This is a genomic window from Campylobacter mucosalis, assembly GCF_013372205.1.
GTDB classification, from domain to species: domain Bacteria; phylum Campylobacterota; class Campylobacteria; order Campylobacterales; family Campylobacteraceae; genus Campylobacter_A; species Campylobacter_A mucosalis.
This window is the reverse complement of the sequence record NZ_CP053831.1, coordinates 327,392-345,792: the sequence shown is the minus strand read 5'-3', so window position 1 is coordinate 345,792 and position 18,401 is coordinate 327,392. Positions and strand designations below refer to the sequence as shown.

The following is an 18,401-nucleotide window of genomic DNA, read 5'->3' as shown; positions in this document are numbered from 1 at the left end:
AAATTTAAACTATCACAAAATGGATTTTAACTAACCGCTACTCTAAATTTAACACGTTTCCAGCAGGAGCGTCTATCTTTTGCTCTTTTGGCTCATCTATAAATGGAGGTCCTTTTTGAAGCATTGCTGTGATTTCAGAAGCGACTGCTGGGTCCATTTTTGCCATTATAGATGATATTTTTTTAGGCTCTAACATAGATAAAATTTCAGCCGCACTAGCCCTGCTAAGTTGTGCTAAAACATCAGCAGCAGCCTGATCTTTCATCTTTGCATAAGACTGAGTTAGTTTGTCGTTTGAGTTTGTTTTTAACTCATCTAAAATTTTCTGATTTTGAGCTATTTTTTGCTCTATCTCTTTGTTTTTTTTCTCGACCTGACGCATTGTGGCATTTATATCTGCCTCTTTTTTGGCTAGTTTTGCCAAATTTTCATCATAACTAGCCCTGATACTTGCACGAAATGCCTCTAGTGCTTGGCGTTGCTCGTCTATTATCTCTAGCTCTTTTTCTATCTCAGCCTTTCTAGCTTCAAAAATTTGGGTGCAATCGACTGGAATTTCATACGAAAAAATAGGTAGACAAAAAAAGCAAAGTGCAAAAACAGCCCTAAATATCACGATTTAACCCCTGTGCAAATTTTATAGTCGCAAACTCATCTAGCATTAATTCCTCTGCTCGTTTTTTCTTTTTAAGGTCTAATTTAATCTCTTCTTCTTCAAGATACTTCACCTTTTCATACTCCAAATTTGCATTTTTATACTGATAGGTAAAGTGAGCTACCTCCCTTTGAGCTAGTTCAATCTTCTCTTTTAGCTCTTTTAATGAGGCGTTCATAATTTTTAAAATTTCCAAACTCTGTCTTAACTCGCTCACATCGCCACTCTTTGGCATTTGATGTCTGTTTATCTCATCTTTTGCGATACTTAACTCAAAGTTGTATTTAGATAGATCGTTTTTAGCCCTGATAAGCTTTATCTCTATCTTATCTAGGGCTTGTTTTTTTACTCTAACGATCGGTGTAAATTTACTAGGCATTATCTTATGATAGTATCGCTTCTTTCAGGGCTTGTCGATATAAGACCTACTTTTACGCCAGTTAGCTCTTCAATACGGCTTATGTATCGCTTTGCGTTTTCTGGAAGATCCTCATAGCGTTTGATACCAGCGACTTTATCCCAGCCTGGAAGCTCCTCGTATATCGGCGTGGCATTTTGCAAATCTATTGGGACGTAGTCTATAGTTTGGCCTTTGTATTGGTATGCTTTACAAATTTTAACACTCTCAAAACCATCAAGCACGTCAAGCTTCATAAGTGCGTATTTATCGACTGCGTCAAGGCGTGAAGCGTATTTTACGCTCACTGCATCAAACCAGCCACAACGTCTGCGTCTACCAGTTGTTGTGCCGTATTCTTTGCCTATTTCACACATATCATCACCAGCTTTTGTCTTATCTTCAGTTGGGAATGGGCCAAAGCCAACACGCGTTGAGTATGCCTTAATAACGCCTATAACCTCGCCTATCTCTTTTGGATTAAGCCCTAGTCCTGTGCAAGCACCAGCACTTATAGTATTTGAGCTAGTTACATATGGATATGTGCCGTGGTCAATATCAAGCAAAGTGCCTTGTGCTCCTTCTAGTAGCACTCTCTTACCATCATCTATGGCTTTCCATAAAATTTGGGTTGTATTTGCTATAAATGGTGCAAGAGCCTCTTTGTAGCTTTTTAACTCCGCTAAAAGCTCATCTGCGTCAGGCAGTGAAATTCCAAGAGCATCAAAAACTGGTTTATTTGTAGCAAAATCATTCATAAGTGCTTCACAAAGATGTTCAGGCTCTAATAACTCGCCAACCCTATGACCTGTCCTGCTTATCTTATCAGCATAACTTGGTCCTATGCCTTTGCCTGTTGTTCCGATAGCCTTATCGCCTTTTAGACGCTCTTTTGCTTGATCTATTAGGCTGTGGTGTGTTAAATTTAAATGTGCCCTATCGCTAACAAATAATCTACCTTCAAGCTCGTCAAATTGAGCCATTTCAGATATTAAAACCTCTGGATTTACAACAACACCATTGCCTATTATGTTTATAATATTTTTATGTAAAATTCCACTAGGAACTAAGTGTAAGGCATATTTTATACCATCAACCCATATCGTATGACCAGCGTTATGACCACCCTGAGAGCGACACACAAAGTCATAATTTAAAGAGAGCATATCAACTATCTTGCCTTTGCCCTCATCTCCCCACTGAACGCCAACTACCAAATCCGCTTTTCTCATTTTCCACCTTTCTATAATTTTTCTATCAAAGAATCTGTATAAATCGCAAAACCGCTACTTTGTTCGCCGTCTATCTCATAGTTTCCGCCACTTGCAATTATAGCATTATCGGCTAAAAATCTAAAAAATAGTTTATCATAATATCTCATTTTTGAGTAATAAAGCGGAACAACTCTTATATCATCATAGTTTGCACTCTGTGCTAGTTGTTCTAACCTTTGCAGTGATTGCTTTAGCTCACTTGGAACTTGTGATATTATCTGTTTTAGCTCGGCTAAATTTGTTAAAAGTGCTAGTTTATTTAACCAATCTACATTAAATGATAAAATTTTCTCCACTTGGACTTTTTCAAAAACTTCAATATCTAAGTTTAAAATTTTAGCTATCGTTTTTGGAATTTCAATATTACTTATCTGCAACGTAGCTTTGGTTTTAAACTCATTTAAAAGAGTTGCTACGATACAAATGCTACTTTTTAAATCACTCTCGCCTATACTCTCGGCACCTATTTGGTAAATTTCACTGCTTGGATAGCGAAAAACAGGCTGAATGTAATACCACTTTTTATGCAACTCATCTTTAATTCTAGCACGAACTATACGCACGACATCAAGTGTGCTATCCGCACGAAGACTGATCTCGTGGTTTGCACTATCGCTAAACCTCAGAAGTTGCGTAGGAGGGACGCTTAGGTGTTGATGATATGAGAAAAATGGAGTTACAATCTCTAAAAATCCCTCTTTATCAAGTATCTGGCTAGCACGTTGCTCTATTTGGCGTTTTGTGCTTGCACTTTTGGCAAAATACAGTCTTGAGCCGACGGGAATTTCGTGCTCATATACCTTTAAACTCTCATCTTTCATTAAACACCCTTTTTAATATCTAAAATCTCTTCGCACATACTACTTGCTATTTGTGCAAAATTCATAGCCTCTATCTGAGTTTTAGCCTCTAAAGATAGCCTGATGTTTTCAACCACATCTTTTAATTTTGTATCTTTTATATCATCTAGACCGTGATAAATTTCATTTTTTATATCAGCAAAAATATTCAAATCATCGGCAAATTCTTGGTCATTAACAAAATCAACAATACTACTAGCATACTCTTTAAGAGCGATCGTGTCTTTTAACACATCAAAAAGCTCATCATCTATCTCATACTCGGTGTCAAACCCATCTACGCCTTTAAAGTGGTAGCTTGGCACATCTTGCGGTTTTATCGCTCTTGCAAAGAAATTTCCTTGAAAATTTGTAAAGCCAAGCCCTACTAAAATTTTTAACATATTTAGATCTTTTAAATTTTTAATAGTTGCGTTTTTATTAAATGTATTTGCTATATTTTTTATCATTTTAATCGTTATAAACGCCTTTTTATTTGAAAACATATGAGCACAAATATGTTTATCCGCCTTAAGCCTATCGATAGGTAGCAGCTCAAGTGCTTCAAAAGAGCTTGATTTACTTGCAAAATCATCTAGGATAAATTTAACTCCAAGCCGTTTATATCGCTGTAAAAATTTACTAGCTGTTTCAAGGCTTGATGTAGAGTTCGCGTCGATTATTTCAAAGCTTAGAGCGTTTGGATTGAAATTTGGATTTTGTTTTAAAAGCTCTTTAAAGCGTATGAAAAACTTATCATCACAAAGCTGTGTTATGCTTAAATTTACACATATATTTGCCCTAAGTCCGTCTTTTACCCACTGACTTTGAGCCTTTAATGCACTTGATATAGTAAAAAATGATAAATCATCTAAAACATTTTGTTTCTTAATAAGCGATAAAAAGTCATTTGGATACACAATATCTGTGCCTCTATTCCACCTTATTAAAGCCTCGTAACTTACTATCTCATTTGTTTTTAAATTTATCTCAGGCTGATACTCCATAAAAAACTCGCCCCTTTCAAGAGCAACGAGAATTTTATTACTATCTTCATACTGGCTTTTTAGGTTTTTATCCTTGCTAGAATCAAAGATATGGTATCTATTTTTACCGCTTAGTTTTGCCTGATACATCGCCCAGTCAGCTTGTTCTATCATAACCTCTGGCGAAATTTGATTTTCTATATTATGCACAGAAACGCCAATACTTGCACTGATTTTGAGTAAATTTCCATTATAATCAACCTCTTCACAAGCTATGCGAAGCATATTTTCTACCATCTCATAAACTTCGCCGATCTTTTCATGCTCTATGATAGCGATAAACTCATCTCCGCCAACACGAGCAAACATATCTCGCTCGTCAAAAAGTGCGTCTATTTTGTTTGAAATTTCAGTTAAAAGCTTATCTCCAGCCTTGTGTCCATAAGTGTCATTAATCGCCTTAAATCCGTCCATATCAAGATATGCGATGGCTACGAATTTACTGCCTTTTGCATTCAGCACCGCTCTGTCAAGCTTTTGGTTAAACAAAAATCTATTTGGAAGTTTTGTCAGCGGATCGTGATAAGCTATATGCTCTAAATAATCCTGAGTCGTCTTAATCTCGCTAGATTCGCTCATTATAATAGCGTAGCAAACCGGACTTGCGTTATCATCATAAACGGTTAGCATATTTACGCTCTCTAAGTAGTCCTCGCCATTTTTGCGTCTATTCCACAACTTGCCTTGCCAGTAGCCTATGCTCTCTACGCTCTCTAATGCGTTTTTATAAAGCTCTTCATTATTTAGCTTTGAACGCATCATCACTGCATTTAGCCCGATGATCTCATTTAAACTATAGCCGCTATTTTGACAGAATTTATCATTTACATCTATAAATTTCCAGTCTAAGTCAAGTATGGCAATGCTATCTTTTGAGTATGAAAATATCTTTGAAGCTAGGTCTTGATAGATTAAAGCCACCTTTTTATCTGTTACATTTCTTATGATACCGCTTATAAATTCTAGGTTACCCTCATCATCTTTTTTAGTGACTTTAGCCTTTATGTGTAGCCACAAAACACCCTTTTCACTAGTAAGAAATTTCACATCGCCTTCGTAGTTATCTGGCTCAGTTTGTATCCTTGCAAAAAAGTCTTTAAAGTCTAAATACTCATCAAAAAGCACCCGTTTGATGTAGTCAAAATCAGCATCTATCTGCGGTAGCTCGGTAAAACCAAGCATCTTAGTAAAGCCCTCACCAATCCTTAAAATTTGAGATTTTACATCAAATTCTAAAGGTATGACATCTGACGCCCAGGCTAAATTTTTAAAGTATTTTAGCTCGGCAATGCTTTTGTCGTTTATGGCTTTTTGCTCTGCGTTTTCAATGATTGAATAAACTATATTTGCAAACTCTCCACTCTCATTTCGCGTAAATTTTACCTCTATTTTGAATGGAACATTTTCATCATCAATCGTATCAATGCCAATGAAAAATTTCAAATAGTCCTTTGCTATGCTAGAACTTTCAAAAAGACGCTTGTTTAGCTCTAGAGTGTTTATAAACGAGGCTTTTGCGCTTTCGTTTATAAAGCTTCTTATATCAAGTCCATTTTTTAAAATATCAGCTTGAGTAACGCCAAATGTGTGCTGGAAATTTTCAGTGGCGTTTATGATGATAAAAGGGTTATCCTTTTTAGCGATACCAACCATTGTAGAGAACATATCATAGTATCTTACGATGTCGTTTTGGTTTTTGCTAGTTTCTAGCTCATCAGTCATATCTTTAATCACACAAAAAATGTGTCTTTTATCGCTTAGTTTAATAACAGATGAGAGCATACATACATTTTTTAACTCACCATTTTGTAGCCTGTGAACATCGTTGCTTACGCCAAGCCCGATCGACTCATCGCCACTTGAGCTAAAAATTTTATCGCTAAAGCTTACTTCAGATATATCTTTGTAGTTTAGCTCAAGCATTTGGCTACGGCTGTATCCGTAAAATTTCAAAGCCTCATCGCTAACATCTATTATCTTGCCATTATACGCATCATAAACGATCATCATCATAGGACTTTGCTCAAAAAAGTATGAGAATTTTAACTTATAATCCTGCAAAGTTTTTTTAACATCAGCCATTTGCTGATACATATCTTCCATGTGGCTAAGGATAGTCTTATACTCTGTAATGACTCCTGGATCTGACTTAAAGTGCTTGTTTTTAGCGTATTTACTTATGTCTATTATCGGGTTCCTTAGGTATTTGTACGTGAAAAATATATTACTAAATGTCATCAACGAGTAAAACACAAACATCGTAATCGCTAAAATAACCAAAAATAGTCGCGATAAAATCGCACTTTGGTCGTGAGTGTATGTCACGATAAATGATTTTATATACTCGTTAAACTCAACTAAATCAGCCTTTGCGTCAAGGTAGGAAAATTTCACATTTCCGCTTTGCACAAAATACTCATCGATATCATCTATACGTTCATTAGCAATATCTACATCCTGCCTGTCACTTACATCATAAATCAAGCGTCCATTATAATCAACAATATAAGCTACATAGTTATACTCTTTATCCTGTTTATCATCTCTTTTAAAGGTGTCGCTTATGCTTTTAAACAGCTCTTCTAAATTTAGCTCGGCGATAATTTTTGTAGAGTTATCCATATAGTAACCAGCGTAAATCGCAACTACCTTGTTATCCTCAAATACAAATTTTGAAACTACGAATTTATTTTTAGGCTTTATTAGACTTATCCAAGGTGCGTCTAAATTTGGTATGGCACCTGCGTTAAAATTTCGCTTTTGGCTTAAGATATTACCAGTATTATCAACAACATAAATAGCCTTAAAGCTATCGATCGGCACTGATGAAAAACCAAGCAATGCCTTGTCGCTATTTTGTTTTAAATTTAAAAACTCAGCTTGAAATTCAAGCTCATATTTTGCCTTTTGGAAAAACGAGTTTATGCTCTTTTGTATGTCTGAGTTAAATACGCGTAAATCATACTTTATCTCATCGGTGCTAGAACTAAATATGTAGCCTATTAAAACGGCTATCATTGAAAAAACGAGAGGATAAGTGATTAAAAAACGTGAGCTTATTCTATAAGCTAGTCCGTTTTTATCCTTTACAAATTTAGAAAACATAAATTTAAAACCTTTTAAGCTTAGCTAAGAGCTCAATTTTATCAAAATTTACTTTAATTTTGCCATTTTATTTGATTTGTATGGCATTAAATTTTACTCGCTCACTACACACGCCAACAATATTTGCCATTTCATATCCGACATCTTTTAGTCTATTTAGCGCCTTTTGTGCCTCTTTTTGACTAACGGCTAAGATAAGTCCGCCTGAAGTCTGTGCGTCATAAAGTAAAATGTCAGCCTCACCTGATACAAATTTACTCGCAAAATCACGATTTTTATAGCTTCCTTCTGGTAAAAGCCCAAGATTTGCCATATCTTTTGCACTTTGTAAAATCGGTATATTTTGGCTATAAATTTCAAAACTCACGTTATCATTTGACATTTCGCTTAAATGGCCCAAAAATCCAAATCCAGTAACGTCCGTGCAGGCATTTACGCAAATTTCTCTCATCGCATTAACGGCATAAAAATTTAGTTGCGACATATAAAAAATAGCCTCTTTTATCTGCTCTAAAGATAAAAATTCACCCTTAATGGCAGTGCTTAAAACGCCCATACCAAGCGGTTTTGTAAGGATTAGCACGTCTCCAACTTTAGCTGTGTTATTTGACCAAAATTTAGCTGGATTTACACGTCCAGTAACGCTAAGCCCATAATACATCTCGCTAGTTGCAATGCTATGTCCGCCGACAACTACGCCACCACATTCGCGAACCTTATCAGCCCCACCTGCCATTATTTCGCCTAAAATTTCGGTATCAAAGTTGCAACTATCAAAACCTACGATATTTAAGGCATTTATCACTTCACCACCCATAGCAAACACGTCACTTAGGGAATTTGCTGCTGCTATAGCTCCAAAATGGTATGGGTCATTTACAACTGGCGTTATAAAATCTAGCGTTTGAACGAGTGCTAATTCATCGTTTAGCTTAAAGACACTGGCGTCCTCGTTGCTATTTATGGACGATAGTAAATTTTCGTGCTTCATATCAAGACGGCTTAACGTTTTGTTTAGACCCAACGGGTCAAGTTTGGCCGCTCAACCCGCTGCACGAACAAATTTTGTTAAATTTCTGTCGTTGTATATCAAAGTTTTATCTCATCATATTTGCTTAAAATATCTGCTATTTCAAAGGCGTTTGTTATCTCGCCAACGCCCAGTTTATCGACTAATTTATAAGCCTCAAGACAACTGCCGCAACTTAAAATTTTAACACCAAGTGCCTCTAAATCCTTAAGTGCCTTAAAAGCTGGTTGTGCCCTATCTGTGCTTAATCTAACTGCGTTATTTACGAGCAAAACGGCATAAGGCTTATTTTCAACCTGTAAAAATGCACCTAAAAATTTCGCCAAAAGTCCAACTCCAACCTCGCCACTGCCAGTTCTATCTTCGTTTAAAAAAATAACCTTTTTACTAAGAGTGTTACACACAAAATCATCTGTATTTACCTCGGCTAAAACACCGCTTTTGCTAACCTCAAAAAGCGTTTCGCCATTAGGCAGATCCTTGATACTGAAATTTTGATTTTGTGAGTTTAAAAATCGCGAGATATTTTCGCGCGGGGCTTGCGAATTTACTAAAATTTCAAGCTTTTGGGCGTCTTTTAGCTCATTAAGGGCATTTTTTGTCCTGATAACAGGCTCTGGACACTCTAAATTTCTACAATCTAACCTTTGCATATTTTTCCTTAAATTTTGCTCTTCAAAGCTGAAATTTCAGCCACGACCTTGAAGCTTGTAAAATTATATCATCTAAATTTTTAAATAATTGTAAGAGAGAGTGGTTTGGGCATAAAAATGCCCTGAAGTTTTACTTTACGAAATTTTGCTCAAGCCATTTTTGAGCCGCTTCAAAGCTCTCAAATCTACCACTTTTAGCAACTTGAGCCACACCCTCGTAAAAACGAATGCGAATGCCGTCTTGGACATTATCTATCTTAACTCTTGTAATGCGGTCTGTGTTTAGATAAACACGGTCATTTAACTTGATAAACATTATTATCTCCTTGATATAAAATTTGATGTTTTTATGATACAAAAAATTTTATATTTTTTTGCTTAAAAAGCTCGATTTTATGGTATTTTACACTAAATTTTAATATGAATTTTTTACACATTAAATGTGGTAAAACTGCACATATTTTAGCAGACAAAAAGACGACCGATTTGGTCGTCTAAAATCATCCGCCATACATTAAGTTAGGTAGCCATAGTGAAATCTCAGGTATGTAAGTTACTAGCATAAGTCCGATAAATAGTGTCAAAGTCCAAGGTAAACAAGCGACCACGACATCTTTTAGGCTCATACCAGTAAGTCCGCTTGCAACGAATAAATTTAGTCCAACAGGCGGTGTTATCATACCTATCTCCATATTTACGATAAGTAAAATTCCAAAATGCACCGGATCTATACCAAGCTCTAACGCAATAGGTAAAAGTAAAGGCACCATAATCATAACAACCGATGATGGCTCCATAAATTGACCCATTATAAAAAGCAAGATATTTACGATTATCAAAAAGCCGATTTTGCCAATATTTGCAGCCATTATACTATCAGAGATACTCTTAGGTATCTGCTCACTAGTTAATAAATAAGCAAACACAACGGCATTTGCAATGATAAAAAATATCATAGCAGTCGTAAGTGCGGACTCAAGGCAAATGCCCCATAAATCCTTTATCTTAATATCCCTATAAACAAAAAGCGAGATAATAAGTGCATAAACCGCACTTGCTGCTGCTGCCTCTGTTGGAGTGAAAATTCCACCATAAATCCCGCCTATGACAACAACAACTATTAATAAAGCCCAAAATGCCTTTGAAAATTTCTTTATCCTATCACTCCAAGGCTCTGGCTTGGTTGCCTTAAACCCAAGCCTTTTTGCACCAAAATATGTCTGAGCTACCATCATAGCTCCAAGCATAAGCCCTGGCACAACCCCTGCCATAAACAGCTTTGCTATGCTAACCTCAGCCGTCACTCCATAAACTATCATAACAACAGACGGAGGTATTAAAATTCCAAGACTTCCTGCCGTTGCAATGCCACCAACTGCGTAAGCAGAGGGGTATCCAGCCTCTTTTATAGCCACAAACATTATAGAGCCTATGGCCACAACAGTTGCTGGAGAGCTACCAGAAACTGCTGCAAAAATCACACAAGCAAATATCGCACTCATAGGCAAACCACCAGGCAAATGTCCTACCATCGACTTTGCAAAGTCTATAATACGCCTAGCAGAGCCACCCTTGCTTAGTAAATTTCCAGCTAAAATAAACATAGGTATCGCCATTAAAGCAAATTTGTTTATGCCGTCAAATATGAGTTGTGGTATAGTTGAAACGTCAATATCTGTAAAAAGCAGCATAGTCAAAACCGTGCTAGAGCCCAGTGCTACGGCTACTGGAACACCTATTAGCATAAGCCCAAAAAGACTAATAAATAAAAACGCAATAGTCATATCAGTCACCTATTTTTTATTTATAGAGTCACGTATCATCTCAGCCTCAGCGTTGAGTATAACCTCATCTGCTGGAGTTGTCGCTATCTGATAAACCTTCTCGCCAGCTCTATAACTAGCACCTAAAAACGCTATTGGAAGCACAGACATTGGTATCCACTGAGGCACACCAAGATCAACACTCATAAACTCAAGTTCTTTTAAAATTTGCAAATATTGCAAACTATAGATAACTATAAACATTAAAAATAGAGTTGTAATCACACTAGAAAAGACCAAATACGCCTTTGCTATTGGTGCAGGAAAACGCTCTATAAGTATAGTAACCGAGATATGTATGCCCTTTCTAAAACCATAAGCCGCCGCAAAAAATGCCGACCATATAAACAGGTAGTTTGTAAGCTCTCCAGCCCACGCCCAACCAGTATCAAAGCAATATCTCATCACAACATTTACAAAGGCTAGCAGCGTTCCTGCTGCTATGCCTATAACTGCAATTGTCTTATTGACACTTGCAATACCTATATCTAAAATTTCAAAAAATCTTTGCATTTTAGCCTACTTTGTATTTATAGTCTTTTCTATCAAATCCTGACCGATAGTTTTATAAAAATGAGGATATATAGGCTTCATAGCGTCCGCCCAAACAGCCTTTTGCTCAGGCGAAAGCTCAACTATCTCAAGCTTGTTTGTATCAGCTGAGTACTTCTTAAGTGCCTCGATGATATGTGCGTCCTCTTTTGCACTTTCAGCTCTTTCAAATTCGGTAGCCTCTTTTAAAGCGTTAGTTACGTGAGTTTTTAAATCATCAGGAAGCGTCTTCCAAAATTTATCACTCATAACAACTAAATACCCAAGATAGCCGTGAGATGAGAGCGTCAAAGATGTTTGTGCCTCATAAAATTTGCTGTTGTAGAAATTTGAAAGCGGGTTTTCAGTAGCGTCTACGACCTTTTGCTGAAGTGCTGGATAAACCTCTGAAAATGGCAGAACTTGAGGATTTCCTCCAACTGCTTTAGTCTGCTCTTCAAGGACTTTTGAGCTCATTATCCTAAATTTCTGACCCTTTGCATCTTCTGGTTTAACGATAGTCTTTTTACTTGAGCTAAAGTGCTTAAATCCAGCGTCCCAAAAATCAAGTGCCACAAAACCCTTTTTAGCTATCATCTCTTTAAGTTGTTTTCCAACTTCTCCTTCTTGAACAGCATAAAGATGAGCTGTATTTCTAAAGATAAATGGCAAGTCAAATAGCTGAAACTGCGGAACTATCGGCGTAAATTTTGAAAAACTAGGAGCTGCCATTTGGACGTTGTTTTGTTTTAGCGACATAAAAACTCGGTCATCATCTACAAGCTGAGCTGCTGGATAGACCTCAACTTTTATCTTTCCGCCACTTAGCTCATTTACACGCTTAGCAAAAAAATCCGCAGCCTTGCCCTTTGGGGTAGTTGCTGCAACAACGTGAGCAAATTTGATAGTATAAATTTTCTCAGCCGCAAAGCTTGAAAGTGCCAAAGCACAACTTAATAAAGTAACACTTACGATTTTCATATCTTCTCCTTTTGGTGATTTCAAGATAATTGTATGAGAATTTTTTGCGTTTAAGTATATTTTATTACTTTTTGAAACATATTTATTTTATAAAGTGTGTAATATAGTAACAATATGCATTAAAATTTACGAAGCAAAAATTTATTGCTATTTTGATAAAATCCATATTTTAAAAATAAGGCAAATTTTATGAATAACTATGATGTAATCGTCGTTGGTGGCGGACACGCTGGAATAGAAGCGTGTTTGGCTGCTGCTAAAATGGGACAAAAAACTATGCTCATAACCATACTGGCTGAGCAGATTGGTGCTGCTTCTTGTAATCCTGCAATAGGTGGTCTAGCAAAGGGACATTTGGTTAAAGAGATAGACGCTCTTGGCGGTCAAATGGGACTTACGACTGACGCTACTGGGATTCAGTTTCGTATCCTAAATGAGAGCAAAGGTCCAGCAGTACGTGGCTCACGTGCTCAAATCGATATGGATAGATACCGCGTTTATATGAGAAACGTGCTTTTAAACACGCCAAATTTGGACATAACTCAAGAGATGGCGACTGAAATTTTAACTCAAAATGGCGAAATTTCAGGAGTTAAGACAAACCTTGGCAATACATACAACACAAAAAAGCTAATAATAACAACTGGGACGTTTTTAAACGGGCTTATTCACGTGGGTTTTAACAAAATACAAGCTGGTCGAGTTGGAGAGTTAAGCTCTACTAATTTAAGCAGTAGTCTTAAAAATTTGGGTCTAAATATAGGTAGATTAAAGACTGGAACTTGCCCGAGAATTGACGCTAAGAGTATTGATTTTAGCATACTTGAAAAGCAAGATGGCGATAACGAGCCTACGCCTTTTAGTTTTAGAACGCAAAATTTTAATCCAGAGCAACTGCCTTGCTATATCGCTTACACAAACGAAATAACACACGAAACAATACGCTCAAATTTTGATAAAGCACCGCTATTTACGGGACAGATTGAAGGCGTTGGTCCAAGATATTGTCCAAGCATTGAGGATAAGATAAATCGCTTTGGCGATAGAGATCGTCATCATCTTTTTATAGAGCCACAAACAAAAGAAGCTACAGAGTATTATATAAACGGCTTTTCAACGAGTTTGCCTTATGATGTGCAAGTGCAGATGATACGCTCTGTTAAGGGTTTTGAAAACGCCCGTATAGTAAGACACGGATATGCCATAGAGTATGACTATGTCGATCCAACTGAGCTAAAACATAGCCTAGAAACCAAAAAGATCAAAGGACTTTATCTAGCTGGTCAGATAAATGGCACAACAGGATACGAAGAGGCGGCAGCACAAGGGCTTATGGCAGGTATAAACGCCACACTATCTATCAAAGGCAAAGAGCCACTCATACTTCGCCGAGATGAGGCATATATAGGTGTGCTTATAGATGATCTTGTCACAAAAGGCACAAAAGAGCCATATCGTATGTTTACTTCACGTGCTGAATATCGTCTACTTTTGCGTGAAGATAACGCTATTTTAAGGCTTGGCGTATATGGCTATGAGCTTGGTTTGCTTGATGAAAATACATTTTTAAGAATACAAAATGTAGCTACAAATTTAAAAGCCGGGCTTGAACTTTTAAACACAAAAGAGATAACGCCGTCAAAGGAAAATTTGGCATTTTTATCTAATCTTGATGAGGACATCATAAGCGAAAAAGTAACACTGCAAAAGATAGTTGCCAGAAAAAGTTTTACCAAAGATAAGCTTAAAAAACTTGATGAGTTTTTCACAAATCTTGACGATATAAGTTTGGAACAAATTTTAACCGAGTGTAAATACAAACACTACATAAACGAGCAAAAAAATCAAATAGATAAGATGAAAGATATGCTAAGCATTAAAATTCCGCAGGGTTTTAACTTTAGAGGCATTAGTGGACTTAGCAACGAAGTGGTTGAAAAGCTTGAGAAATTTGCACCGCCAACGCTATTTGCCGCAAGTGAAATTTCTGGTATAACACCAGCTGCGATTGATATACTGCAAATTTACATAAAGATGTTTAATAAAAAAATGTAGTAGGTTTTGGGATATCCAAAACCTATGAATCTAGTTTTTAAAGCTATGTATCGGCGCCGGAATTTGTCCGCCACGAGCGATAAATTTAGCCGATGAAGCCATATTTACACTCATTACTGGAGCTCTACCCAAAAGTCCACCAAATTCTATCATATCGCCTTGTTTTCCTTTTGGTATGATACGCACGGCAGTTGTCTTTTGATTTATAACGCCTATTGCCGCTTCGTCCGCTATCATCGCTGCTATCGTTTCGCTTGGCGTATCTTCTGGTATGGCTATCATATCAAGGCCAACAGAACAAATAGCAGTCATTGCCTCGAGTTTTTCAAGGTTTAATGAGCCATTTTTAACTGCCTCTATCATACCCTCATCCTCTGAAACTGGTATAAATGCCCCGCTCAATCCGCCAACCTGATTGCACGCCATCACACCACCCTTTTTAACAGCATCATTTAGCAAAGCAAGTGCAGCAGTTGTTCCGTGAGTGCCCACAACCTCAAGTCCCATCTCCTCAAGAACACGAGCCACAGAGTCGCCAACAGCAGGAGTTGGCGCAAGTGATAGATCAACTATACCAAATTTCACGCCCAGTCGCTCACTAGCCATTTGACCTACTAGCTGACCTATGCGAGTTATTTTAAAGGCTGTCTTTTTTACAACTTCTGCAACGACATCAAAGCTTTCACCACGCACTTTCTCAAGTGCACGTTTTACAACTCCAGGCCCTGAAACACCGACATTTATCACCACTTCTGCTTCGCCTACTCCGTGAAAAGCTCCTGCCATAAAGGGGTTATCTTCAACCGCATTTGCAAATACAACAAGCTTTGCCGCACCCAAATTTGAAAGCTCTGCAGTTTGTTTTATAACCCTTCCCATATCACGGACTGCGGTCATATTTATGCCTGTTTTGGTTGAGCCGACATTTACTGAAGCACACACAAAATCAGTCTGAGCGAGAGCCTCTGGGATAGAGTTTATTAAAATTTCATCGCCCTTTTGATAGCCTTTTTGCACAAGAGCCGAAAACCCGCCTATAAAATCTATGCCAATTTTTTTTGCCGCCCTATCAAGTGCCTTTGCAAGTATCACATAATCACTAGCATCCGTGGCTGCACCTATAATAGATATGGGCGTAACACAAACACGTTTATTTACTATTGGTATGCCAAGTTCTGCTGAAATTTCATTACCCACAGCGACTAAATCTCTTGCTTTGTCTATGATTTTGTTATAAATTTTATCAGCTGCTTTTTGTATATCAGGATCTATGCAGTCAAGCAAAGATATACCCATAGTTATCGTGCGGACATCAAAATTTTGCTCCTCTATCATAGCAATAGTTTCAGTTACTTTTTGTATATCCATAGCCTTGCCTTATATGTTATGCATAGCGTCAAAAATCGCTGAGCTTTGGATATTTATCTTTACTTTTAACGTCTTGCCAAACTCCTCAAGTTCACTTCTAAGCTGCGTAAAGTCCTTGCTCTCATCTGATGAAACTACCGCCATCATAGTAAAAAACTCATCTAACACGGTTTGAGATATATCATCTATATTTAATCCAAGTTCTGCTAGTTTTGACGCCACTCCAGCGACTATGCCCACTCTATCCTTTCCTACAACAGTTACGATAGCTTTCATAAATTCTCCTAAATTTAAATTTTACGCATATAGCTATTTAATGCACCAATATATGCCTTTGCACTTGCCATCATCGTATCTATGTCAAGTCCGTGACCCATCACTGCACCACCGCCCTCAAATTCAACTTTCACATCAACCTTGGCAAGTGCGTCTTTACCTTGAGAAACAGCACTGACTTTATAATCTTTTAATGCTCCACTTATGCCACTAATACGATCAATAACCTTAAATATCGCGTCTGCCGTGCCGTTGCCAAGTGCTGAATCGCTTATAATCTCGCCATTGTGTCTAATACTTATAGAAGCACTAGCAAGATTGCCACCACTACTTTGAAGCAATCCAACTATCTCATAAGATTGTGGAATTTTAGTAATCTCTTCTGAAACTAATGCCCTAATATCATCATCAAAAACCTCTTTTTTCTTATCAGCAAGCTCTTTAAATTTCTCAAACGCCGTATTTAAAGCCTCAGAATCAAGATCAAATCCTAAAGAGATTAGCTTATCCTTAAATGCGTGACGACCACTATGTTTGCCAAGAACTAGCGAGTTTTTCTCAAGACCGATACTCTCTGCACTGATAATCTCGTAGGTCTCTTTATGTTTTAACACGCCATCTTGATGAATTCCGCTTTCGTGTGCAAATGCGTTTTTGCCAACTATTGCTTTATTTGGCTGTGGCTCTATACCCGTTATACTAGCTATCAGCCTAGAAGTTGGGTAAATTTCCTTTGCGATAATATCAGTGTAAAGCTCGCTAAATACATCTTTACGCGTCTTTATAGCCATTACAATCTCTTCAAGTGCGGCATTTCCGGCACGCTCTCCTATACCGTTTATAGTGCACTCTACCTGCCTAGCACCAGCTAGTACACAAGCAAGAGAATTTGCTGTAGCAAGCCCTAAGTCGTTGTGGTTATGCACGGATACAACTGCTCTATTATCTATAAATTTAACCATTTGGCTTATCATATCGCTAAGCTCTGTTGGTAAACGATATCCAACCGTATCTGGCAAATTTATCGTCCCAGCACCAGCACCTATAACGGCGTCGCAAATTTCTTTTAGAAAATTTATATCACTTCTACCAGCGTCTTCGCAACTAAACTCAACATCATCGCAAAAAGTTTTAGCATACCTTACAGCCTCTACGGCTCGTTTTATAACCTCGCTAGGCGACATTTTAAGCTTATATTCCATATGTATAGGGCTTGTGGCTATAAATGTATGAATACGCTTAAATTTTGCCGGGCTAAGCGCCTCTCCAGCAGCCTTAATATCACTCTGGACTGCACGAGCAAGAGAGCAAACACGTATGTTTGAAGCCTGTTTTGCTATCTGATTTACAGCGTCAAAGTCGCCAGGACTAGCAGCGGCAAAACCAGCCTCCATAACATCAACGCCAAGCCTTTCAAGCTGAAGTGCTATTTGAAGCTTTTCAGCCGTATTCATCGACGCTCCAGGGCTTTGTTCGCCATCTCTTAAAGTTGTATCAAATATTATTATCTTGTTATTCATTTTTATCCTTTGTTTGATTTTAGTTTTTGTGGTTAATGCTAGAGAATTTTGCTACCTAAGTAGCAGTAGAGAGTTTTTTATTTCAATTTTTGGTAAAAATTTCAATGACTTTGTCACGCCGACACTCACTAGCTCTCCTTTTTTTGGTTCTTTAAAAACATCACAAACGTGCGGATTATACCATAAAACACATAAACGCTCATAACTATTACAGCACTTTCTAATGGATAAAGATATAGCATAGAAAAGGCTATAACCAGACCAACTAAAATTCTCATAACGTGAGCTTGTTGCAAATTTACCTTTTTAAAACTTGGATATCTTATGTTACTTACCATTAGCACCGCTAAAACACACTGCATAAAAATATAGAGCCACTCAAACCCCTTAAGATCGTAGTTTACATACACTCCAACATACAAAGCACTAATGATAGCAGCGGTTGGTATGGGAAGTCCTATAAATACGTTTGGCTCATAAGTTCCAGTTGTAACGTTAAAACGAGCCAAGCGAATTGCTCCAAAAACTACAAACATAGCACTTGCTAAAACACCAAATCTACCAAACTGCTCACCAATAGTAAGGTAAAAAAGTATAGCAGGAGCCACTCCAAACGCGACAAGATCAGCAAGACTATCAAATTCCACGCCAAATTTGCTAGTCGTTTTAGTAAGTCTAGCTACACGACCGTCAAGCCCATCAAGAATAAGCGATAAAATAATCCAAATAATCGCCTTCTCATACTCGCCCCTAATACTAGCAATAATGCTTACAACACCCAAAAATGCACTAGCTGCCGTAAATAAATTTGGTAAAATATACATTAATTGTGGTTTTTGATTGTTCAT

The 18,401-nt window shown here is 37.4% G+C and carries 16 protein-coding genes; 1 reads left to right on the top strand and 15 read right to left on the bottom strand.

The genetic code is table 11. The features are described from left to right. Window positions 1-37 precede the first annotated feature (37 nt). The 11 genes from CMCT_RS01740 to CMCT_RS01690 all read right to left on the bottom strand — a co-directional run bounded on the left by CMCT_RS01740 (window position 38) and on the right by CMCT_RS01690 (window position 12,334). Complete coding sequence (locus CMCT_RS01740) at window positions 38-616, bottom strand: MotE family protein (RefSeq protein WP_244948656.1); 579 nt, start codon at window positions 614-616, stop codon at window positions 38-40. Continuing rightward, window positions 606-1,034, bottom strand: coding sequence for a flagellar export protein FliJ (locus CMCT_RS01735; protein ID WP_034969480.1), 429 nt, complete (start codon window positions 1,032-1,034; stop codon window positions 606-608). Before CMCT_RS01735 ends, CMCT_RS01740 begins: the two co-directional genes overlap by 11 nt. After that, a complete protein-coding gene (locus CMCT_RS01730) occupies window positions 1,034-2,284 on the bottom strand; it encodes an adenylosuccinate synthase (RefSeq protein ID WP_034969478.1) in 1,251 nt (416 codons plus the stop codon). Before CMCT_RS01730 ends, CMCT_RS01735 begins: the two co-directional genes overlap by 1 nt. An 11-nt stretch (window positions 2,285-2,295) precedes the next feature. Continuing rightward, on the bottom strand, window positions 2,296-3,147 hold the full coding sequence (locus CMCT_RS01725) for an ATP phosphoribosyltransferase regulatory subunit (protein ID WP_034969477.1): 852 nt from the start codon (window positions 3,145-3,147) through the stop codon (window positions 2,296-2,298). Next, entirely contained in the window at window positions 3,147-7,316 is a 4,170-nt protein-coding gene (locus CMCT_RS01720; RefSeq protein WP_034969475.1) for an EAL domain-containing protein, read from the bottom strand. Before CMCT_RS01720 ends, CMCT_RS01725 begins: the two co-directional genes overlap by 1 nt. 67 nt (window positions 7,317-7,383) lie before the next feature. Continuing rightward, the gene (gene selD, locus CMCT_RS01715) at window positions 7,384-8,406 is read right to left on the bottom strand and encodes a selenide, water dikinase SelD (protein ID WP_176325126.1); all 1,023 of its coding nucleotides are present in this window, start codon (window positions 8,404-8,406) and stop codon (window positions 7,384-7,386) included. Next, window positions 8,406-8,999 (bottom strand): sulfurtransferase-like selenium metabolism protein YedF, encoded by a 594-nt coding sequence (gene yedF / locus CMCT_RS01710; protein ID WP_169753192.1) that lies wholly within the window; start codon window positions 8,997-8,999, stop codon window positions 8,406-8,408. Before yedF ends, selD begins: the two co-directional genes overlap by 1 nt. Before the next feature lie 130 nt (window positions 9,000-9,129). Further along, a complete protein-coding gene (locus CMCT_RS01705) occupies window positions 9,130-9,315 on the bottom strand; it encodes a hypothetical protein (protein ID WP_034969472.1) in 186 nt (61 codons plus the stop codon). 184 nt (window positions 9,316-9,499) lie between these two features. Beyond that, on the bottom strand, window positions 9,500-10,783 hold the full coding sequence (locus CMCT_RS01700) for a TRAP transporter large permease (protein ID WP_034969471.1): 1,284 nt from the start codon (window positions 10,781-10,783) through the stop codon (window positions 9,500-9,502). A gap of 9 nt (window positions 10,784-10,792) precedes the next feature. After that, window positions 10,793-11,335: a TRAP transporter small permease gene (locus CMCT_RS01695; protein ID WP_034969469.1), complete on the bottom strand. Its 543-nt coding sequence runs from the start codon at window positions 11,333-11,335 to the stop codon at window positions 10,793-10,795. Between the two features lie 6 nt (window positions 11,336-11,341). Beyond that, complete coding sequence (locus tag CMCT_RS01690; protein WP_034969467.1) at window positions 11,342-12,334, bottom strand: DctP family TRAP transporter solute-binding subunit; 993 nt, start codon at window positions 12,332-12,334, stop codon at window positions 11,342-11,344. Window positions 12,335-12,523: 189 nt separating this feature from the next. Between CMCT_RS01690 and mnmG the strand changes: the two genes are divergently transcribed. Next, a complete protein-coding gene (gene mnmG / locus CMCT_RS01685) occupies window positions 12,524-14,389 on the top strand; it encodes a tRNA uridine-5-carboxymethylaminomethyl(34) synthesis enzyme MnmG (protein ID WP_034969466.1) in 1,866 nt (621 codons plus the stop codon). 30 nt (window positions 14,390-14,419) lie between these two features. Here the strand turns inward: mnmG and CMCT_RS01680 are convergent, their stop codons facing one another. The 4 genes from CMCT_RS01680 to pssA form a co-directional block, all read right to left on the bottom strand. Next, on the bottom strand, window positions 14,420-15,757 hold the full coding sequence (locus tag CMCT_RS01680; protein WP_034969464.1) for a PFL family protein: 1,338 nt from the start codon (window positions 15,755-15,757) through the stop codon (window positions 14,420-14,422). 9 nt (window positions 15,758-15,766) lie between these two features. After that, window positions 15,767-16,033, bottom strand: a complete 267-nt coding sequence (locus CMCT_RS01675; RefSeq protein WP_034969462.1) for an ACT domain-containing protein — start codon at window positions 16,031-16,033, stop codon at window positions 15,767-15,769. A 14-nt stretch (window positions 16,034-16,047) separates the two neighbouring features. Then, window positions 16,048-17,553, bottom strand: a complete 1,506-nt coding sequence (locus tag CMCT_RS01670; protein ID WP_034969461.1) for a 2-isopropylmalate synthase — start codon at window positions 17,551-17,553, stop codon at window positions 16,048-16,050. Window positions 17,554-17,681: 128 nt separating this feature from the next. Then, a complete protein-coding gene (gene pssA, locus CMCT_RS01665; RefSeq protein WP_034969459.1) occupies window positions 17,682-18,401 on the bottom strand; it encodes a CDP-diacylglycerol--serine O-phosphatidyltransferase in 720 nt (239 codons plus the stop codon).